The 20,719-nt window shown below is 51.1% G+C and carries 14 protein-coding genes; 10 read left to right on the top strand and 4 right to left on the bottom strand.

What is annotated here, in order from left to right:
• Positions 1 to 309: 309 nt before the first annotated feature.
• On the top strand, positions 310 to 1,257 hold the full coding sequence (locus tag Enr17x_RS25935) for a DUF1559 domain-containing protein (RefSeq protein WP_145312803.1): 948 nt from the start codon (positions 310 to 312) through the stop codon (positions 1,255 to 1,257).
• A 69-nt stretch (positions 1,258 to 1,326) separates the two neighbouring features.
• Positions 1,327 to 1,767: a DUF4198 domain-containing protein gene (locus Enr17x_RS25940; RefSeq protein ID WP_145312805.1), complete on the top strand. Its 441-nt coding sequence runs from the start codon at positions 1,327 to 1,329 to the stop codon at positions 1,765 to 1,767.
• A gap of 87 nt (positions 1,768 to 1,854) precedes the next feature.
• Here Enr17x_RS25940 and Enr17x_RS25945 read toward each other — a convergent pair whose 3' ends face one another.
• Complete coding sequence (locus Enr17x_RS25945; protein WP_145312807.1) at positions 1,855 to 2,430, bottom strand: DUF456 domain-containing protein; 576 nt, start codon at positions 2,428 to 2,430, stop codon at positions 1,855 to 1,857.
• 426 nt (positions 2,431 to 2,856) lie between these two features.
• Here Enr17x_RS25945 and Enr17x_RS25950 point away from each other — a divergent pair, with 426 nt between their 5' ends.
• The 6 genes from Enr17x_RS25950 to Enr17x_RS25975 all read left to right on the top strand — a co-directional run bounded on the left by Enr17x_RS25950 (position 2,857) and on the right by Enr17x_RS25975 (position 10,898).
• Positions 2,857 to 4,779: a vWA domain-containing protein gene (locus Enr17x_RS25950; protein ID WP_145312809.1), complete on the top strand. Its 1,923-nt coding sequence runs from the start codon at positions 2,857 to 2,859 to the stop codon at positions 4,777 to 4,779.
• A 197-nt stretch (positions 4,780 to 4,976) separates the two neighbouring features.
• A complete protein-coding gene (locus Enr17x_RS25955) occupies positions 4,977 to 6,863 on the top strand; it encodes a vWA domain-containing protein (protein ID WP_232100861.1) in 1,887 nt (628 codons plus the stop codon).
• 163 nt (positions 6,864 to 7,026) lie between these two features.
• The gene (locus Enr17x_RS25960; RefSeq protein WP_145312815.1) at positions 7,027 to 7,683 is read left to right on the top strand and encodes a 3-keto-disaccharide hydrolase; all 657 of its coding nucleotides are present in this window, start codon (positions 7,027 to 7,029) and stop codon (positions 7,681 to 7,683) included.
• 99 nt (positions 7,684 to 7,782) lie between these two features.
• Entirely contained in the window at positions 7,783 to 8,619 is an 837-nt protein-coding gene (locus Enr17x_RS25965; RefSeq protein ID WP_145312817.1) for a sugar phosphate isomerase/epimerase family protein, read from the top strand.
• A gap of 312 nt (positions 8,620 to 8,931) precedes the next feature.
• Positions 8,932 to 10,485: a HEAT repeat domain-containing protein gene (locus Enr17x_RS25970; protein ID WP_198000813.1), complete on the top strand. Its 1,554-nt coding sequence runs from the start codon at positions 8,932 to 8,934 to the stop codon at positions 10,483 to 10,485.
• A 20-nt stretch (positions 10,486 to 10,505) separates the two neighbouring features.
• Positions 10,506 to 10,898, top strand: a complete 393-nt coding sequence (locus Enr17x_RS25975) for a hypothetical protein (RefSeq protein ID WP_145312821.1) — start codon at positions 10,506 to 10,508, stop codon at positions 10,896 to 10,898.
• A gap of 12 nt (positions 10,899 to 10,910) precedes the next feature.
• Here the strand turns inward: Enr17x_RS25975 and Enr17x_RS25980 are convergent, their stop codons facing one another.
• Positions 10,911 to 12,008: a class I SAM-dependent methyltransferase gene (locus tag Enr17x_RS25980; protein ID WP_232100862.1), complete on the bottom strand. Its 1,098-nt coding sequence runs from the start codon at positions 12,006 to 12,008 to the stop codon at positions 10,911 to 10,913.
• A 373-nt stretch (positions 12,009 to 12,381) separates the two neighbouring features.
• On the opposite strand from Enr17x_RS25980, the gene Enr17x_RS25985 reads away from it, so the two are divergent.
• On the top strand, positions 12,382 to 13,950 hold the full coding sequence (locus tag Enr17x_RS25985; RefSeq protein ID WP_145312823.1) for a hypothetical protein: 1,569 nt from the start codon (positions 12,382 to 12,384) through the stop codon (positions 13,948 to 13,950).
• Positions 13,951 to 13,986: 36 nt separating this feature from the next.
• Here the strand turns inward: Enr17x_RS25985 and Enr17x_RS25990 are convergent, their stop codons facing one another.
• Positions 13,987 to 14,970, bottom strand: coding sequence for a hypothetical protein (locus Enr17x_RS25990; RefSeq protein WP_145312825.1), 984 nt, complete (start codon positions 14,968 to 14,970; stop codon positions 13,987 to 13,989).
• 462 nt (positions 14,971 to 15,432) lie between these two features.
• On the opposite strand from Enr17x_RS25990, the gene Enr17x_RS25995 reads away from it, so the two are divergent.
• On the top strand, positions 15,433 to 16,404 hold the full coding sequence (locus Enr17x_RS25995) for an acyl-CoA desaturase (RefSeq protein WP_145312827.1): 972 nt from the start codon (positions 15,433 to 15,435) through the stop codon (positions 16,402 to 16,404).
• 46 nt (positions 16,405 to 16,450) lie between these two features.
• Here the strand turns inward: Enr17x_RS25995 and hrpA are convergent, their stop codons facing one another.
• Positions 16,451 to 20,440, bottom strand: a complete 3,990-nt coding sequence (gene hrpA, locus Enr17x_RS26000; RefSeq protein WP_145312829.1) for an ATP-dependent RNA helicase HrpA — start codon at positions 20,438 to 20,440, stop codon at positions 16,451 to 16,453.
• Positions 20,441 to 20,719 lie beyond the last annotated feature (279 nt).

A 20,719-nucleotide genomic window follows, 5' to 3' on the forward strand; every position in this document is an offset into this window, starting at 1 on the left:
GCTCTCAATTCACTTCCCAGGCCCTGCACATCACATAACCCCTTGTTTATGCAATGGTTGTGACAACTGTGCCAAGCAGGCGGTGACCACCTCTTTATTTACGAATCTTCATAAAATAATTGAATTCCTTAGTCAGCGTTATTAAGATATTGTCTACTTACTTAACATCTCTATCGTATCGTGCTGCAGAAAATTCGATCTGTCTCAACTCAATACTTCTAACTAACGCGCCCCACCCGCCTGCGAGCAGGTAGGCCGTATTGTATTTTAATGCTTATTTTCTTTTCTGATTTTTAGCGAGAGAATTGAATGACTGAATCAACCCCAAGAAAGCGTGGTTTCACGCTGATTGAACTCCTGGTCGTAATTGCCATTATTGCGATTCTGATAGCCTTGCTGTTACCTGCCGTTCAACAGGCACGGGAGGCGGCACGTCGATCGCAGTGTAAAAATAATCTGAAGCAGCTCGGTCTGGCGTTTCACAATTATCATGACAATTTCAACATGCTGCCGACAGGTTATTTTGGAAACGCTGGCTACATTACCGGCTGGTCCGCACGAATTCTGCCTTATCTCGATCAGGCCCCCCGTTACAACGCCATCGGTTCGATGGGTGAGATGACGAACCTGATGCCTTATCGTTTCACGACCGCGCCGCATAACGGAGATGACAGCATCTTCACCGATCCGATTGCCGTCTTCATCTGTCCTTCTTCAGAAATTGGGGAGCGTGCGACCGACTATTCCACAAGCTGGGGAGGCAACCCGGGCAATGACGCTTCACTGCATTACCGAGGCAATGGAGGCTCGGTCGATGTCGGTTTTGTGAATGGCTCGAATTCCAGCCGACACTATGCGACATCAGGGGTGCTTTACCCTCGACACAAAACACGGTTTCGTGACATTACCGATGGCACCACGAATACATTTTTGCTGGGTGAATTATCCAGCTACCTTGGCTGGAGCGGTTCTAAAGGGGGCTGGGATGATATCGTGCCCTGGACCTGGGCCACCTATGCATATGGCAGCCCTCCAGGAGCCGACGGTTATCTGATGATCGACACCAAGGTTGTTCAATATCCAATTGGTTCCGGCAATCACTCTCAATACGGTGTCGGTTGGCGCAGCCAGCATGTCGGAGGTACTCACATGCTGCTCTGCGATGGCAGCGTTCGCTTCCTTTCTGAAAGCTTGAGTCTGGATCTTTTGAAATCACTGGCAACCCGTGGAACGGGCGAAATCGTCGGCGAGTTTTAACTCACCCGCTGCACTTCAATGTGACCTGAAATTCAAATCACCCAATCTCTTTTTTGAAGAAGAATCGCTATGCGCAAGCTATTTTTACGTACAAATCGATGCCTGTTTTCAGGATTTTTCCTGGTGCTGCCTCTGCTGGCAGGCTGTGGTAATTCGGATGAACTCCCCACTGGTGAAGTCCATGGAGTGGTCAAATATCAAGGCAAGCCATTGCCCAGTGGTTCGGTTACCTTTATTCCTGACGGCCCGGGGAAAGCAGCTTCCGGTGAGATCCAGGCCGACGGTTCTTACACACTGACCACTTATTCCCAGGGTGACGGCGCGACGATCGGCGGCCACAAGGTCATGATCATTTCGGAGAAAGATACATCTGAACTTCCTGCAGAATCCGCAGCGGCTAATGTAGATCTCTCGTTGATCCCGGAAAAATATGGGATGAGCCCCAAGACCTCCGGACTGACAGCTGAGGTCAAAGAAGGGGATAACGAAATTAATTTCGATCTGGAATAACTACGAATCAGTGAGCAATGTTTCCTGTTCGAACGGTGATTGTGTTTCCGAATGCAATCACCGTTTTTTCATGCGCGCCGTCGGTGATCAGATAAACGAATCGATGGTGATCATCACAAGAATGATGACGCCGATCGCCATCTTTCCGACGACTCCCAGAATACGACCGACAAACGCCGCCCGTCCGATCTCGTAACGATCAACGGTCTCATTCCCTTTCCAGACTTCGCCCAGGTAAGCGCCGATGTAAGCCCCTACGCTCCCTCCTAAGACGGCACCAAGGACCGTTCCAAACGGAGGCAGAAAGGGAGTACCGACCATGGCACCGATTACACTCAGGAAGAATGTACCCAGCAACGAAAGAATCATCGCGCGACGGCTGGCTCCTTTTTTCGCTGCGCCTGCGGACCCGCCCAGCATTTCCACCAGTTCACCCAGACCGGCGAGTGCTACTGCGATCAGTAACACCGTCAATGAGATCCCACTGTTTTCCTGACCGGGCATGAACGCATAAAACAGTGCCGACAGCAGCACCATGATCCAGTTGCCGGGCACGAGGAATAGAATCGAGACCCAGGCTGTCAAATTCGCCAGCAGCAACAGTGTTGCCATCAGGTAATAGAAGGTGACGGGAAGCCAGTCATAGAGCCACTCAAAAGACATTTAGGATCGCCTGTCAAAAGTATTGTGCATCCGTTTGGGAAAACAGCCAGTGTATTGTTTCGCGGCATCGAACGTAATTCTTCTTCGTAAACGGTGATGAATTATTACGGAATGCAAAAAAAAGACGAACGTTGAACCACATTCAGGGGTTATAAAAGTAGAGCAAAATAGTCCAAAAAGCCGCACAAAGCGCACTTTTGAACAGTTTTTTGAGTCCACTGGGCAGGCAATGATTGTATTTGTCTGAATTCAGGGGTAAAATTCCAAGTTTGATGCGTCATTGAGAGACGAAAATTCTTATAATCATCAATGATGTTTGATGTCAAACGGGGGTATTTTTCCCCGGTTCACTACTGATCCGGCTCAGCAGACCGAAGTCAACTGTTGAGCGAGTGCTTATTTCAGTCTAATCCGAAGGAGCAGGCCGTGAGTGTTGTCAATTCCGCCAGGGACGTTCATGTTGACGAAATTGTAGACGCCGAACCCCACAGCTGGTTGAACATGAAGGAAGTGCCCGCCTGGTTTATCAGTCTGGGCGTGCATCTGTTGATCCTGCTTGTTCTGGCAAGTATCACCCGCATTACGCTGCTGGATTCTGAGCATGCCATCATTTCTTCGATCGAAGAACTGGATCAGGATTCGTTTGACATCGACCCGACCATTCAGGACGTCGTTGGCAGTTCCGGCGATTCGGAGATCCTGGCTCCTTCCATGTCCGCCGCACCACAAACGGCGCGCGAACAGCAGGAAGCAATGCAGAATCAGCTGGAAAGTGAAATTGAAACTCCTGAGCCCATCTTCAATGATGAACTGACCCAACCGGCGAAAGAAGAACTGATGGCTTCGGTCGAAGTCAAAGGCGAAACGGACCGTCCCGAAGGGGGCGTGGCCGGTGCCATCGACCGTTTGACGCTGGAAATTGCCGCCGCCGCCAAAGAGAAAAAATTGCTCGTCGTCTGGCTGTTTGATGTTTCTCCTTCCGTCAGCAAACGCCGCAATGAAATCGCCGACCGTTTTGAAAACGTGTATAAACAGCTGGGGATTCTGGAAGCAGCGGAAAATGAAAACTCGCTGAAAACAGCTGTCGCCGCCTTCGGTGCAACGACTCAATTCGTCACTAAAGACCCAGTGAGTGATATCAAAGAAGTGGTCTCACAAATTCGTTCGATCAAAGAAGACACCACCGGAGACGAAAATGTATTCGCAGCCGTAGGTCAGGTTTCAAAACGCTGGCTTTCTTACAAAAAGAAGGGCCGTCGTAACATGATGGTGATCGTCGTCACCGATGAAGCCGGTACCGACGCGGTCGCGAATCTGGAAGAGACCATCCTGTTTACCAAACGAAACGGCATTAAATGTTATGTCGTTGGAAACGCGTCTCCCTTCGGCCGACGTGAAGAGATGACGACCTTCAAAGTCGATGGTTATGATGTACCGGCGATTGCAGAAACCGGGCCGGAAACCGTAATGCCCGAACGGATCAAACTGCCATTCTGGGGACAAAACGGTTACAAAGCCCGACGATTGACGTCAGGCTATGGCCCATATGCCTTAACCCGCTTGTGTGCAGAAACCAATGGAATCTTTTTCATTACGGAAGATTCGAACGGAGTCAAATTTGACCCCGCCGACATGCGGGCCTATCACCCGGATTATATTGCGATCCGTGACTATCAGAAAAAGCTCGAATCGAATGCAGCCAAAGCGGCACTCGTCAAAACGGCAGCTGCAACACAGTTTTCCAAGCGTACCTTACCAACCCCGACCCTGGAATTTCCTGCGAATACAGACAACGTGCTTCGACAGGCGATCACGGCGGCTCAAAAACCAGTTTCTGAACTCGACTACGGTTTGGAGGAACTGCAGACCATGTTGGCGATGGGAATACAGGACCGGAAGAAAATTGCTGAACCACGGTGGCGTGCCAACTACGATCTGGCATTAGGCCGCGTCCTGGCGACCCGCGTACGGGCTCATGGCTATAACACTGTGTTGGCCGAAATGAAAAGTAACCCCAAATCATTTAAAACCAAAGGTAATAATGCCTGGAGACTGGTCCCATCCAAGGATGTGCGATCCAGCCCCTCCGTACGTAAGATGAGTAAACAGGCCACCGAGCTGCTCAACGGCATTATTGATGAACACCCTGGAACTCCCTGGTCGTTTCTGGCAGCCATGGAATTGAACCAGCCACTCGGGTGGGAATGGAAAGAAATGAAGCTGAACCTGGACGCATCAGGAAATCGTGTTCAAGGCCCACGCAGCCCACGTTTTGAGGAAGAACAGCGTAAGAAGCGTGAGATACTCAAAAAACGGGGTATTGATACCAGCAAACCACTCAAAATCTGAGTGATTCCAGATATTGTAACAATAGACATCATAAGATTTTAAGGAACGGGACACACTGAATACCTGCGGCTGGTCCCTGCTCCGAATTCATTTCGAATTATCTATCATCGTTTCAAAATCATTTATGAGATTGAGACAAAACAGGCACGCATTTTGATTCGCTCTCGCGAAAAGAAATGATAAGGGGGATATTACTGATGGCTCGAGCGCGAGACTATTCAGCGTTTTTCACATCTTTGGTCGTACATGCGGTCATTTTGCTTGCGATGGGAATGATTCATCATCACCTCACCGACAATCAGCCCGAAGTCGCGATTGAAACAATCTTCGACGATGTACGGGAACAGGCCGAATTTGAACAGGTTCTGGATACCAATCTGTCCGTTTCTGAATCGTTGAGTGTGACCTCCGGCGGAACGATTTCCACCAGCGTCGGAGCTTCGGCTGCGCCCGCGATCTCATCGCAAAAAATTGAGACTTCTGAAAGTCTGAAAGAGCCGGAAATCAAAATCACCGCGGGAGAAATTACGGCTCCCGGTGACGACATTCTCGGGAAAGATCTCGGCGTTGGAGAAGTAACCGGCGATATCGGTGCTGTTGTCGAAGGGTACGGCCCGGCGATGAGCCGCATCTCCAAAGAGTTGATCCGCGTGATGCGCGATGAAAAAACGCTCGTCGTCTGGTTATTTGATGAATCAGAAAGTATGCGAGACGACCAGGAAGAAATTTATAACAACTTCCGGAAGATTTATGCTGAATTAGGCATTGCGACCAAACAGGAAGCCAAGTCGCGTGCCCGCGATCAGGCATTGCAAACCGCCATCCTCAGCTTCGGTCAAGGGGTGCATGTTCACACAGAAAAACCAACGAGTGATCTCAAAGAAATTCAGGCAGCCATCAAAAAGATTCCCGTGGATGACTCCGGCCTGGAAAACATGTGTCAGTCTATCTCGGCAGCCATCGACAAATATATGGTCATCGCTAATCGGACCGACCGCGCCTTATTGATCATTGTTGTGAGTGATGAATCGGGCGATGATGGTCAGATGGTAGAAGAAGTCATCACCCGGGCAAAACGAGCGAAGTCTCCCATTTATATCATGGGCCGCGAATCCGTATTTGGTTATCCATTTGCCCGACAGATCTGGGTCGACCCGGTCTATAAACTGAATCACTGGATCAGTGTGAACCGGGGACCGGAAACGGCTTTTCCGGAAGCAATGCAGTACGACGGTTTACACGGACGTTGGGACACCTTCTCGGCCGGATTTGGGCCTTACGAGCAGATGCGGATCGTCCGGGAAAGTGGCGGCATCTTTTTTGTCCTGCCTGGAAAAGAAAAAAATCTGGCAGGAGCAGGCAGCCAGTTTTCACGGCGTTTTCGTTTTCAGGACACCAAAGTCTACCAGCCTTTGTTACTCTCCCGCCGTGAATATGATGCCGAACGCAGTGCCAGCAAGTTTCGCTCCTCGCTCTGGAAAGTGATCGTCACACTCAACCCCCATAAAGACGACCAGTTAAATATTCGGGAACACCACTATCCGATTGACCCGAAAAAATTCTACGAAGAAGGAAGTAAGGAAGTCCCCAAAGCCATTCGTGCAATTGGCTTGTTACAGAAGTCAATTGATATTCTGGAATCGGTCAAGCCATTACGGGCACAGGAACAGTCGGCACGTTGGCGCGCTGCCTATGACCTGGCGCTGGCACAATGTCTGGCGTACCGCGTTCGATTATTCCAATATTGTCTGGCCATGGACCAGCATTTGAAGAACAAGCCACCCCTTAGAGAAAAAAAGAACAATGAATGGAATGTCAGACGTGTCAAAAAAATGCTGCCACCAGATCCGGCACAGGTCAAACTGACGAAAGTCAGCGTTGAGGAACTGGATAATCAATTAAAGAAAGCGGAAGCACAATACAAACTTGTCATGAAAGAACATCCGGGAACCCCCTGGGCACAACGGGCTCAATATGAACTGAACCAGGGATTTGGGATGAAATTTGAAGATGGTTTCCGTGATCCGAGATACAAGAATTTTGGATCAGGGAAGGGAAGTAAAATCCAACTTCCCAAGCTTTAAACAGAGCCGAATTACTTAATATCCTTAAGCCAGGCCAGGGCACTTTCCTGAAAAAGTTCGGGGAAGTGCCCTGTTTCCTTTTACCGGATGCGTTGACTACGTAGCATATATAAAAATAACACCCTGCTAATCTCAACACTCACTTTCAGGAGTTTTCAACACGATGAAGATGCACCGCGCGACTCACTACTTCAACGCCTTTACAGGAATCATGGCCGCATTGCTGGTCTCTTCCCTTCTGGGAAGCAACGTTTATTCCGGCGAAAAAAGTACGGAAACCGAAGAAGGCTTTATCAGCCTGTTCAACGGCAAAGATCTGACTGGCTGGCGGATTGCGGAAGACGGCCCCTGGGAAGTGAAAGATGGCATGATCGTCGTCACAGGCAAACGATCTCACCTTTTTACCGAGAAAGAGTTCAAGAACTTTGAGTTCAAAGCAGACGTCAAAACCACACCAGGCAGCAACTCCGGGATTTTCTTCCACACAAAATTTCAGGAAGAAGGCTGGCCCACACAGGGTTATGAATCACAGGTTAATGTAACTCACAAAGATCTCGTCAAAACAGGCAGCATTTACAACCGCGTAAAATTATACAAAACACCTGCCAAAGATAATGAATGGTGGACGCAGCACATCATCGTCAAAGGTCGAAACGTGGTCATTAAAATCAACGGCGAAACCGTGATTGACTACACCGAACCGGAAGGTGCTACCGGTTACCCGTCTCTGGGAGAAAAAGGGAGCTTTGCCTTGCAGGCCCACGATCCCAAAAGTGTCGTTTATTATAAAAATATTCGCGTCAAACCACTGGCCGACTAATCGCAGCGGCATTACTTGAAACGTTGTGATGAGCCCTCATCGACTTGATTGAGGGCTCTTTTTCTTCTCGAATCCGGAACGAAAGTAAAGAGTCAACACGTGAAACTGGGATACAATACCAATGGCCTGGCCTTTCATCGCTGGGATGACGCCATCCGGCTACTCGCCGAGACCGGTTATCAGTCGGTCGCGATTACCGTGGACCACTATTGTCTCAATCCCTTTGCGTCTGATCTCCCTCAGCAATTAGAGAAGATGCAGACCCTGCTGAATCAATACCAGCTCTCCTCCGTGATCGAAACAGGTGCCCGGTTCCTGTTAAATCCTCATGCTAAACATGAACCGACTCTGGTCAGTCCCTCACCCGCAGAACGCGCCACACGCATCGATTTTTTGAAACGTTGTATCGATCTGGCGGCGGTTCTCCATTCCGACGCCGTTTCGTTCTGGGCAGGGCAACTCAAACAGGATCTCTCCCGTGAAGACGCTTTGGCACGACTGGCAGAAGGTTGCCGGGAAGTGATCGACTATGCGGCTGAGAAACAGGTCCGTCTGGCATTCGAACCCGAACCAGGCATGCTGATTGAAACGCTACATGATTTTGAAGAATTAACACAGCTTGTGAATCACCCCTGTTTTGGACTGACCGTCGACATCGGGCATTTGCAATGTATGGGAGAAACGCCCATCAGTCAGTTCATCCAGCCCTGGGGAGACCGCATTTTCAATATTCATATTGAAGACATGCTTTACGGTGCGCACGATCATTTGCGATTCGGCGAAGGAGAAATTGACTTCGTTGATGTGATGGCGGGGCTGCGCAAAATCAATTATTCCGATGGCATTCACGTTGAACTGAGTCGCCATAGCCATATTGCCCCCGATGTGCTTCGGGAATCCTACGCGTTTCTGCAACAGCTCTCAAAAGAAGACTGAATCTCAAACCAGAAACCAGCGTACCGCCGGATTTATCCGTTTTCACGGTAGTGCTGATTGTACCAGTTGCATTAACTGAAACAGTCCGGTTCCAGTCCTCCCTCTCCTGTTTACGATAATAGAGAGAGGAGGGCCAGTTAACGAGTCGCTCAGGACTCTGTATTTGCGTTGAAGGCATGAATCGACCAACGGCATACAGAGTACGCCCTGATTTCCATGAAGCATCTCACTCTTTTTTGATTTTAAACCGGCATGACCTCTTCAATTGCAAAAACATTTGAGCTGTTGTCACTCAGCAGAAATTCACATGCGGTGAATGTGCTGATACTGGCTTTGGATGTCGAAGATCCGGAAATCAGGGAACAAGCCGTCTTCGCGTTACTGGAACAGCAAAGCACCCGGGGACTGGTCGAAGTCATTCGACGCTATGCAACCCATACCAGCGAAATCCGCAAGCTGCTGGAAACGCAATCCAATGCACTCGATTCCGCCATCCGACAGTGCCTGCAGCATGGAAACCGCGAACTGCAGTACTGCGGGCTGGAATTCGTCCGCAGCACCAGCGATTTCAGACAGATCCCCTCACTGGTCGCCTTGTTTAAGAATCAGCGTCTGGTCAACCATCAGCCGGACCTGGTTTCACAAACCCTGCGATATCTGGTGAGCAAGCTCTACGAATACTTCCTGGATACCTCGAGCGATTCTGTTTACTCGCGCACGTTCCTCAGAAATGCACAAAAAATTCGACGCGATAATTTGAATGCACTGGCATCCGCAACGGAAAATCTGAGTGATTTGGATCGGCCCGAAGAAATTATTGAAAGCCTGCTGATCCTGGGAAATGTCGGTGATCCCGCGATCCGCAAAATTTTGTGGCATTCCAACGATGAAACGAGAGAACTTGTCGAAAAGGTGTTGAAAGAAAGCAAACACATCGGCGTGATGCAGTTGATTTGCGATTTTACCGAGGTCAACTATCCGAACTCGAAGGCCCTCGAGGCTATTGCCCAGCGCGAAGACCCCGAGTTTATCGCACATCTGTTGCGCTGGCTGCCGGAACGCGTTTCCGATCTGCAACTCTCGAATTTCAAGCAAGTCGGAAAAGTGGTCTGGCTTCGCTCTGACCGACAGGACTTCAGCAAGATTCCACAAGTACTGCAGACCGCCGTCATCCGTCTAATCAGTCTGCTGGATCTGGATCTCGTCAGTAAAAAACAGGCGCAAAAGTGGATGCTGCAGAATGGGACTCCCGCTGCGAAAGAAGCCGCCATCGGGATCTTACGGAATCTGGATACCACCGAAGTCACGGAAATGGTATTGCAGAGTCTCGATTCAGAAGATCCGGTTCAACAGGCCTGGGCCACCTGTCAACTCCGTGCACAGCATGTGCCCGATGCTATCAATCTGCTGGTTGATAAAATTGACAGTCCGGTGGAAGAAGTCAGAGCAGCCGCACGCGAAGAGCTTTCCAGTTTCGATGTCGATTATGTGCTGGAGCACTTTGAAGAATTCAATCCTCAGGTTTGTCCTTCGGTAGGCAAGTTACTGCAGAAGCTGAACCCTCGTTGCATCCTGGACTTCAGCCGGGCAATGGCACATCCATTGAGAAAACGGCGCATTCAAGCGGCCCGATGTGCCCACATGCTCAAATTGCACGATCAACTGATTCCCGCACTGGGCTCACTGCTGGAAGATCCCGATGATCTGGTACGCAGAACCAGTGCTGAAATCCTGGCTTCCATGACCGAACCCGAAGCCAAACAGGCTTTGGTGACTCTGATCACCGATGAGAATGCGCGGATTCGTGAAATCGCCCTCAAAGCGCTCAGGGTCCACCGAAATTCAGAGAGCCCCGGTAATTCATAACGTGATGGAATGGTGAGAAGATGAACGTGGATTTCTATTTGATACTGGCAGGCCATACTGATGACGTCTCGCGGGCGTTCCGGAATCGCGGCATGCTGCAGGAAAACTGGCTACTGATCACGGCGACTCTGGTAATTGGTGGAATCTGGTTCGCCCTCTACCTCTGGGAAAACCTGCAGCTAAAGCGGAAAGCCAACGCGGATACGCCCCAGGGACTGTTCTACGATTTGTGCAAAACCCATCGTTTAAATCGTACGGACATCAGCTATCTACTGAAAGCTGCCCAGGCCCATTACCAGAATCAACCGGCAATGGTATTTGTTGATCCTGGTATTCTCGATGCCTACATCAAAGAAGTCGACTCCGATGCGAAGTACTATGAAATCCTCGCTGAGAAACTGTTTCAGAAGTAAACCGAAGCACTCTCATCGATCTGCTGAACACATCGGTTTGGTCGCGACATAAAAACAGCTCAAAACGTCGTGCGGGAGTGCATGGACTTCAATCTTTTCAAAACCTACGGATTCCAATGTCTGGTAAGCAGGCGCTTCTCCCCAGCTGATACGGTCGGCTGATGTTTCAGTTTGCTGTGCCATGCTTCGCATACACGAAATCGTGTAGAGCAACGGGGCTAACGGGTTTTCCAGATTCAATTCAGCACGGTTTGAACTGGCAATGTCCTGCATCAGAAAGATTCCGTCTGGCCGTAATGCAGCATAGACTTCATCCAGAACCTGAAACGGATAGACCTGATCGTGCATGACATCAAACGCAGTGATCAAATCGAATGCGTCTATCGCATGAATCTGATCCAGGTCCCGTTGGAAGAACGACACATTATCAATCCCACGCTCCTCTGCAGTGCGACAGGCTTTCTCAATTTGTTCCGGGGAAGGATCGTAGCCGACAAACCGGCTTTGGGGAAACGCCTGCGACAGTTCCAACAGCGTCTCGCCACCACCACAACCCAGGTCCAGTACATCAAGCCCTTCACACAACTGCATAATCAGACTCGGAACCAGTGGCAAGACATACTTGAACAGTCCATTAAGATTCGATTCCGTTTTTTCTGCAGCCAGCTTTGACTGCAGGTCGGCGAACACCGATTCGGAAATGGCGCCTCCTTCACGAAAACATCGGATGATGTCGTCTTCCATCTTTCCGAAAATCGAAAACCATTGCACATCAGTCGCATAATTTTTTAAACCCGAGGCGCGCGTTAAGAGTGCAGCGTGTTCGCTCGGCAGACGATAGGTCTTGAACATCTCGTCATATTCGATAATGCCACCACTGACCATCGCGGCTAACCAGTCGCGCACATACCCCTCCCACAAACCGGCACGTTCTGAGATCTCCTGACTGCTGGCACAGTCCATGCTGCCCATCACTTCGAATAAACCAGTTCGATGACCGATGGAGATCATCAAGCATAAACCTCCTTGATTGATCATCTGCTGAAGTTTTTGTTCAAATAGATTCGTTCGATCCACATCCAGCGTCAAATTACAATCTGTCAGCATCATAAAAGCCCCCTCGACTTAAAAAACCAGATTTCCCCTCTCACTGCTTCACCAAGCGAAGAAACAACGAGACTGTTACAGATTTTTTTGCAAAGAAATCAGAAAGGGAGGGAGATTACCCTGAGGCTGTTCCAGGTGTCTAATTGTGCTATAAAATCTTAAATGAAAGGAAGATACGTGAAGACACCTGTCTGACAGCGGGGAATGCCTGAAAGATTTTTGCTACTGAAAGCGGACAACAACTGTTTTGTTATGTACAATAAGATAGTGGAAAGACTTCCGGCAGCCATCTTATCATTGTAATCAATATGAGACCGTTTGCTGATCGCAGGGCGTTGCCTGAGCTACTTCAGGTAGATCAAAGGGAGAGTGTCTGATGTTACGTCAATTCATTTGTCCGGTAGCGGCAGTGCTATTAGCACTGGCAGGTATCGGCGGATTAATAATAAGTTCTGATCACTCCCAAAACGCAGTTGCGGAAAAACAGACTTCAGCAGAATCAACGCCCCCCTCTCAAGCAGACGTCGATTCGAAACAGCGTGAACAGCGATTGAAGGAAATCAACCTGATTCTGTCGAAGCGCGCGCCGGAATTCTCGGGGGCGCCTCCCCAACCAACCCCAGAAGCAACGCCTGTCTGGCTGGATCCTGCGTTAGACAACCTGTACCAGCAGATCAAACGGAAACGCGCAGGGCTCTGGTTCCCGCGAAATAATGAACCCTTCTCAATCTGGGTAGGAAATCCGTCAAAGACTGTTGACGGTAAAAAAGTTTATCAACATACCGAAGTACTCAAAAACGTAATTCCTTTAGTCAATCAACTGCCGTTCCCTGTTCGGATCTGGTTTTATGGAACGCGAGACCAGACGAATCCGGAACTGGGAGAATGCATTGAAACGCTCTCCGCGGTAAAGCAACTCGCGGGAGTCAAGTTTTCGCTGTGCCGTATCAATGAGCGTGGTTACACGGCTCTCAAAAATCTGCCGAATCTGACGAATCTTGAAATCCTCTATTCACATCTCGATGAAGCCGGGCTCTCTGAGATCACTCAGGCAAAGAAACTTAACCGACTACATCTTAATTTCGGGAACCAATCGATTTCGCTACAGGCAGCAGAGCAAGTGCTAACGCTTCCGTTACTGGAAGACCTGAAAATTCATGTTGATATCGCAGCGGAAGACGTAACCCCATTTTGGGAGAAAATGACGAAGTGTTCCCAGCTGACTTCAGTCGAAATCGATCTGGGTTCGGTAACACAGAACGCCATGATCTATTTCCTGAAAAACGGTGATCGTCAGAATCTGCGAAGCTGGATCATCCGGGAAATCTTTCCTCGGAAACGTCTGGCCGACGCGCTTGCATTGGCACCCAATCTGGAAGTTCTGAAAGTCCCTTCCGGAAGAACAGACGACATATTTTATCTGCTCGAACAAGTGGCAGAACATCAGCCCCGCATCAAGCAACTGGTCATCGGCTGGGACACGGGAAATCATCTGAGCGGAGATCAGGCACGTGCCGCCTTGACTCTTTTAACCAACTTTCCCCAGCTGGAACGATGTCATATCCCTGTTGAGTTGCCGGATGCACGGGCACTTCAACCATTAACGCGACTTCCCCATCTGCAATTTTTCTACTGTCGAAACCTGAATCTGGATCAGGACACTTTGGTGCAGCTCGCACAAATGCCCGCGCTGAAGCGGCTGGAAGTCGACAAGCTGCAATTCGACCAAAATGCGGCCCACCTGCTTCCCTGGCTCTCCAACGTAGAAAAGATCACCATCAAAGATCCGACCACACTCAACGACGAGCGGTTAGAACTGCTGGCCAAGATGCCTCGGCTGTCGAAACTCGTATGGTGTGATATCGCCATCAAGGAACCAATTCCTCTGACCAAAGCCGCCCGCGCCCGTTTCCCACAATTTGAATATGATGTTTGTGGGAAATAGTTGTATTGAAAAATAGATCGAGTCAGCCCTTTCGTTCTATTCAGAGTTCTGCACCGGAAGCTTCTGCCAGTTGAGTGCGTCGATCCGCTTGAATTCCTCTTCGATGTCGGTCCCTGTGTAGAATGAGAACCAGCCTTTCACGCGAACCGTTTCGCCGGGCGGGCAATCAGGAAATTTGGGATCCGAATGCAGGCAGGGACACTTCTGATTCCCCCACGCTTTAAAACAAGGGGTCCACGCCATGATGATCCAGTGATTGCCCGACGCCGAGCGGCACGCCGCATACGGTTCGCGAAACAGCTTGTTCTCATTGTTCTGCTGCGTGAAACCATCCATCATTTTCAGCATCGCACAATTTTGTACGCGCATTTTGGACAATGGCTCTTTCGTACCATTCTTGAGCCACATTTCCATCAGCACCGCATCCTCTCGCGGCTCGACGGCCGTTCCGAATTCAATACCGTTCGGCAGCGTGCGCGAGAGCGACAGCCTGCCGCATTGATGCCGCGTCCATTCCAGCGGCGGCAGCGCGATATTCTGTTTCGACCAGATGGTCGGCACATGCGTGTGAGCCAGATAGGTCAGTCCCAGGTTCGACCAGATTGCTTCGGGAATATCCAGCACAACATAGCTTGCCGAATCCCACGGCGCAAAGACCGAGATCTTCGTTTCCCGCTGCGGTTCGATGGCGCCTTCCAGAAAACCAATCCGCGGATGCCGCCCGCCGGGATACGGTTTGACGAGCAAAGGCGCTGCTGGCTTGCGTTCTGAAACAAGCTCCCGTTTCAAATCAAACCGTTTGAGAGCCGCTTTGATGTCGGACTGCTCCAAGCCGGTCGCCTGCTGTATTTCATCCACCGTAAAGTGATGAAACACAAACATATTTTCGAGCCAGTACTTCAGCTCCGCTTCATTCGTCGGCTTGCGTGCGTTGGGAAACGATACGTCTGCGTACGTCGCCGTAAAACTGAAAGTAAATAGCACCAGCGAGAAAACCGCCACACCACAATTCCGCCACATTAGAGCACCTCACGTTACGCGGGACCTGGATTCGTTTAAACTTTCAGATTCTATTCTAACGCAACCGCGTATCCGGAGCACACTTTTAGAACCCAGAAAACGAATTCTTCGAAAACACGCGACACAGAATCATAGGGCGGACACGTGGGTGCCGCCCCTACCCCCCGTAACACTTATGGAACGTATTTTTCTTGAATCGCACTCACACGGCCGGGTTAGCAACTCCATGTACCGAAAAAAACTTATCTCTCTGATCATCTGGAGACTTGTCGAGAATCAAGGAAATTCATTTGAATTCTCATCGAAATGGGGGGGAATTCTAACAAAACTCTGTACACTCGTCATGAAAACAGCACATCCCTCCCAACTGCCCCCTCTTCTATAGACACAAACAGCCAATCCCCCTAAAATCGGCCGGTTTTTTATTTGCCCCTACACATTGATAGCATTGGTTCCTATTGAATGAACTCTCAGCAGACCGTCGCGCCACGTGTTGAAACTGACAATTTAACCTCTGAGCAATCTACTGAGACAGTCTCTGCCAATGCAGATAAACGCGTCGACTGGCCCGTGATCGGCTGGATTGCCGTCATTCATCTGGGACTGCTGGCCGCCCCCTTTTATTTTACCTGGACGGGATTGATCACCTGTCTGTTTTTGGGTTGGCTGACTGGCGGCATCGGGATCTGCATGGGCTATCATCGCCTGCTCACGCATGGCAGCTTTCAGACGTATCCGTTCATGTTTCGCCTGATCGGCCTGATCGGCTTACTGGCCGGGCAAGGGCCTCCGATACAATGGGTGGCCAACCATCGTAAACATCATCTGCACAGTGACCAGCCCGGCGATCCGCATTCCCCGCGCGACGGACGCTGGTGGAGTCACATCATGTGGCTGATCCCTTATCACAGCACAGAAGAAATTCAGGCCACACACGAGCGCTTCGCCCCCGACCTGCTCAAAGACCCCTTCATGCGGTTCCTGCAACGCACGTTTCTGCTCTGGCATATCGGCATGGGCGCCATTCTGTATGGCATCGGCTACTGGCTGGGCGGATCGGAAATCGCGATCAGCATGGTCGTGTATGGCATGTTCGTGCGGCTGTTTTATGTGCTGCATGCGACCTGGTTCGTGAACTCCGCCACACACATCTGGGGCTACCGCAATTATGAAACGACCGACGACAGCCGCAACCTGTGGTGGGTCGCGTTGTTAACCTACGGCGAAGGCTGGCACAACAACCATCACAAGTATCAGCGCATGGCTAAGAACGGTCACAAATGGTGGGAGCTCGACATGACCTACGGTGCGATTCTCGTGCTCGAAAAACTGGGACTGGCCTGGAAAGTCGTCAAAACCATCCCCCCCAACGACAAAGAGAATTCCGTCAAGCAGCCCAACTTCGCTAAGCAGCAGCAGACTGCGCAACCATAATTTGTATGAGCCAGACAAATCACACCGTTGGCCCGGCCGTGACATATCAGTCCCGCACTACCGCCCACTGCTGATCCAGAATTTTCGGAGAAACTTTCAAAGCCGTCCCCAGTTTCTGAGCAAACAGAGACACACGATACTCTTCCAGCATCCAGCGGAACTTGATCAACTGTGGATCAATAATTTCCCGTTCGTAATGCTGACGGGCCCGCTGGGAATAGAGTTCGAAATACCGTGAGATACCACGGATATTGCTGATGTCTTTTTTCAACCCGGTGCCACCAAGTTTGCTCAACCGCAGCTCAATCCCCTGCAGGTACCGCGGGAACTGCTGCAACCAGGGGTAAGGCGTGCTCACCAGAAACCGGGCGTTGATCATCGCGTTTAACTGCGTCCGCATGTCATGCAGCGGCTCACTCCAGGCAGGCACTTTAGTTTTATCCAGTGTCACCTTGATCTTGTGATACTGCTCGAACAAATCCGGCAGGAGACTCGCCAAATCCTGGGCGGCGACCGGAATCTGATTTCGCCACTCTTTTACCAGTAGACGATACTGCGTTTCATTCCGAGGCAACCGTTCCTTTTGACCAAACAGCGTCCGTTCGGCCAAGAGTTCGATGAGTTGCTCCCGCAAATTGATTCCACCAATGGCCGTCACGTACAACGACATCCGGTTCAATCCGGGCAAATTGTCAATTTGTGTTTTTAAACGACGATGTTCCGACAGAATAAACAGCCGCCTTAAACCAAACCGTGTTTCATATGCGGCCCGTTCGGGCGCGTCGCGCAGACAGAGCGCGACCGTTGTGCCTTCATCCAGCAGACTCGGAAACCCGGTGAGCGAGAGCTGATCGTGCTGTATCTGGACCTCGGTCGGAAATTCGCCGAACGTCCAGTCGGTTAGTCCCGTTTGACTCCAGTGATCGTTCGAAAGTGCCGAAAAACTGTCGGCGGCTTTGGAACCGTACTCCTGTCGCAACTGTGTCAGGTTCCGATTCACGGCGATCGCCTCTCCCTCCTGATCGAGCACGCGAATATTCATCTGCAAATGTTGCGGCAGCCGTTGAATCTCAAACTGATCTGCGGTGATCCGCTCGCCCGAAATCTGCGACAGCATCTCGGCGACCGTTTCTTCAAATGATCCCTTGCCGAACTCCAGCTTGCTGACGACCTGCCGTGCCGTTTCCGGTGCCGGCACCAGCATCCGCCGTACCGACTTGGGCAGCGACTTGATCATCGCTGCCACTTTTTCTTCCAAAAGGCCCGGCACCAGCCAGCCCAGCCGTTGGGGGGAAAGCTGATTCAAGCTCTCCTGTGGGATCGAAACCGTCACGCCGTCTTCTTCTGCACCCGGTTCCAGATGATATTCGAGCGGGAACTGCATCTTGCCTAAATTGATCGCGTTTGGGAATTCGCTTTCGTCAACGTCTTCCGCCTGCGTTTCGAAGAAGTCTTCGAGTCGCATATTGAGCAGCGTCGGTGTTTTGCGGCTGGCGACTTTCCACCACTTCTTCAGGCTCACCGCATCGTAGACGTCTTCGGGAATCCGCTGATCGTAAAATGCAAACTGCAGTTCCTGTGACGGTATCAAATCGTAGCGCCGCGAACGGGCCTGCTGCTGTTCGAGATCACTGAGGAATTTCTGATTGTGCGACAGGAAATCGATCTTAAGATTGATGTCCCCTTCCACAAGTCCATACTGCAGCATCAGTGTTCGCGATTGTTCGGGATCGATCTTGCCATAATGCACGGGGCGGCGAGGGACAATCGTCAAACCGAACAGCGTGACCTTTTCCGTCGCCATCGCCGAGCCCGCATCACCGCTCCAGCGGGGATCGCTCCAGCTTTTTTTCACCAGGTGTGGAGCCGCTGGCTCGATCCAGTTCGGCGATATCTTCGCAACCGTGCGTGCGTAGCGTTTGCTCGTTTCAATCAACTCCGCCGAGATAACCCACTTCGGCTTCTTTTCGAAAATTCCCGAACCGGGCCAGATAAAATACTTCTGTTGCCCCGACCCCGTATATTCATTCGTGTCCGACCGCATGGCAATGTTCGAGAGCAAGCCCGGCAGCAGCGCGCGGTGGATGGCCGCTGAATCGTCTTTCCGCGGGTGCGGCTTCAGCCCCGTCTCTTCCACCAGTTGTCGCAGTTGCCGAAAGATGTCGGCCCATTCCCGCAGTCGATTGTACGACAGAAAGTTCTGCACGCACGCCTTCCGCAGGCGGCTGTGTGAGAGATCTTCTTTCAACTTATGATAGAAGTCCCATAGTTTGAGGAAGCTGAGGAAGTCAGAATCTTCGTCGCGAAACTGTTCGTGGGCTTCGTCGGCGGCCTGCTGTTTGTCAATTGGTCGTTCCCGCGGGTCCTGCAGTTCGAGGGCAGCCGCGATAATCAGAATTTCGTGCAGACAGTTTTCATCGTGTGCCGCCAGAATCATGCGCGCAATGCGCGGGTCGACCGGCAGCCGACTGATCTTGCGACCGATGTCCGTCAGCCGATTCTGTTCGTCAATCGCACCTAACTCAAACAGTGTGCTGTAACCGTCGCGGATCGCCGCCGGCTTGGGTGGATCGATAAACGGGAACTCTTCAATGGACCCCAGTTTCATATTCAATGTCTGCAGAATGACCGACGCCAAATTCGTTCGCAAAATTTCCGGTGACGTGAATTCATCGCGGCCGTTATAGTCGGCTTCACTATAAAGGCGAATACAGATCCCCGGTGCCACACGACCACAGCGACCGGCCCGCTGATTGGCGGAGGCCTGCGATACTGCTTCAATCGGTAGACGCTGAACCTGTGACCGACTCGAATAACGGCTGATGCGTGCCAGCCCCGTATCAATCACATAACGGATGCCGGGCACGGTAATCGATGACTCGGCCACATTGGTCGCGATCACAATCCGCCGATAGGAAGAAGGCCGAAAGACCTTGTTCTGTTCTGCCGTCGACAGCCGTCCGTAGAGGGGCACGATCTCCGTCTGCCGTCTGCCGTCGTCGTCGATGATGGATCGTCCCCGCAGCAGTTTGGCGGTCTCGCGAATGTCCCATTCGGTGGGCACAAAAATCAGAATGTCACCCTCGTCAATGGACGCCAGCTCGTTAACCGCATCCGCCAGCAGCGACTGCTCGTCGGCCCCGTTGTTCTGTGACTTGCCTTGCGTTTTCTCCGTCGGCTCTGCATCCAGGGGCCGATAACGAATCTCGACCGGATACGTCCGCCCCGAGACGTTCAGGATCGGGGCCAGCTTTTCGCGGGTCGAAAAGTGTTCGCTGAAGCGTTCCGCGTCGATCGTCGCCGAGGTGATAATCACCCGCAGGTCCCGGCGTTTGGGGAGTAGGCGTTTGAGGTAGCCCAGCAGAAAGTCAATGTTCAACGAGCGTTCGTGAGCTTCATCGATGATGATCGTGTCGTACTGATTCAGAAACCGGTCGGTCTGTGTCTCGGCCAGCAGGATGCCGTCGGTCATCAGTTTGATATAGGTGTTGGGGTTGGTCGTATCGGTGAAACGAATTTTGAATCCGCAGGCGGTTCCCTGTTCGCGTCCCAGTTCTTCCGAGATGCGGGCACAAACTGAGCGGGCGGCAATCCGACGGGGCTGCGTGTGACCAATGATGCCGCTGATGCCGCGTCCCATTGAGAGCAAGAGCTTGGGAAGCTGCGTCGATTTCCCTGACCCCGTTTCCCCACAGACGATGACGACCTGATTCTCTTCAATCGTCTGCTGGATCGTTTCCAGCTCTTCATGAATCGGCAGGCTCTGGTCAAACGTGACTTCCGGCCGCAGCTTGAGCCGTTCTTCCCGCCGGGCCAGGGATTTCTCCAACTCGTCCTGCAATCGCTTGAGATTTCTATCGAAGGGCTTTTTGTTTTTCTTCGCCTGCTGAATCGACCGCAGCCGTTGTGACAGCCGAAACTGATCGCCGACCATCGCTTGAGAAATCAGCGCCGGCAGTTCCGACAGCGCAGCGGGCAAGCTCTCACTGGCGGCACCAGCGTCAGCAGCAGCCGAATTCAATTCACCACGGGACATCAGACAACAGATAGCATGAAAAAATCAGGGAAACAGACCATTATACGCAGCAGGACCCGCATTATGAATCCAAAGTTCGGCAGCGCGAAGGGTTTCCGCCCGGTTTTGTGAGAATACTGATGGGAACCGGGGAGAATTGATTGGAGATGTCTAATATCAGTGTACAGCTGGAAGATTCAAGTAATCGTGAGAAAGGTGGCTCAGAATTGAATCCGAGCCACCTGATTCTCAATTAATAAAAGTAATAATGATTGGGCAGTCAATCTTATTGCAACCATC

This window comes from Gimesia fumaroli (assembly GCF_007754425.1).
Classification (GTDB): domain Bacteria; phylum Planctomycetota; class Planctomycetia; order Planctomycetales; family Planctomycetaceae; genus Gimesia; species Gimesia fumaroli.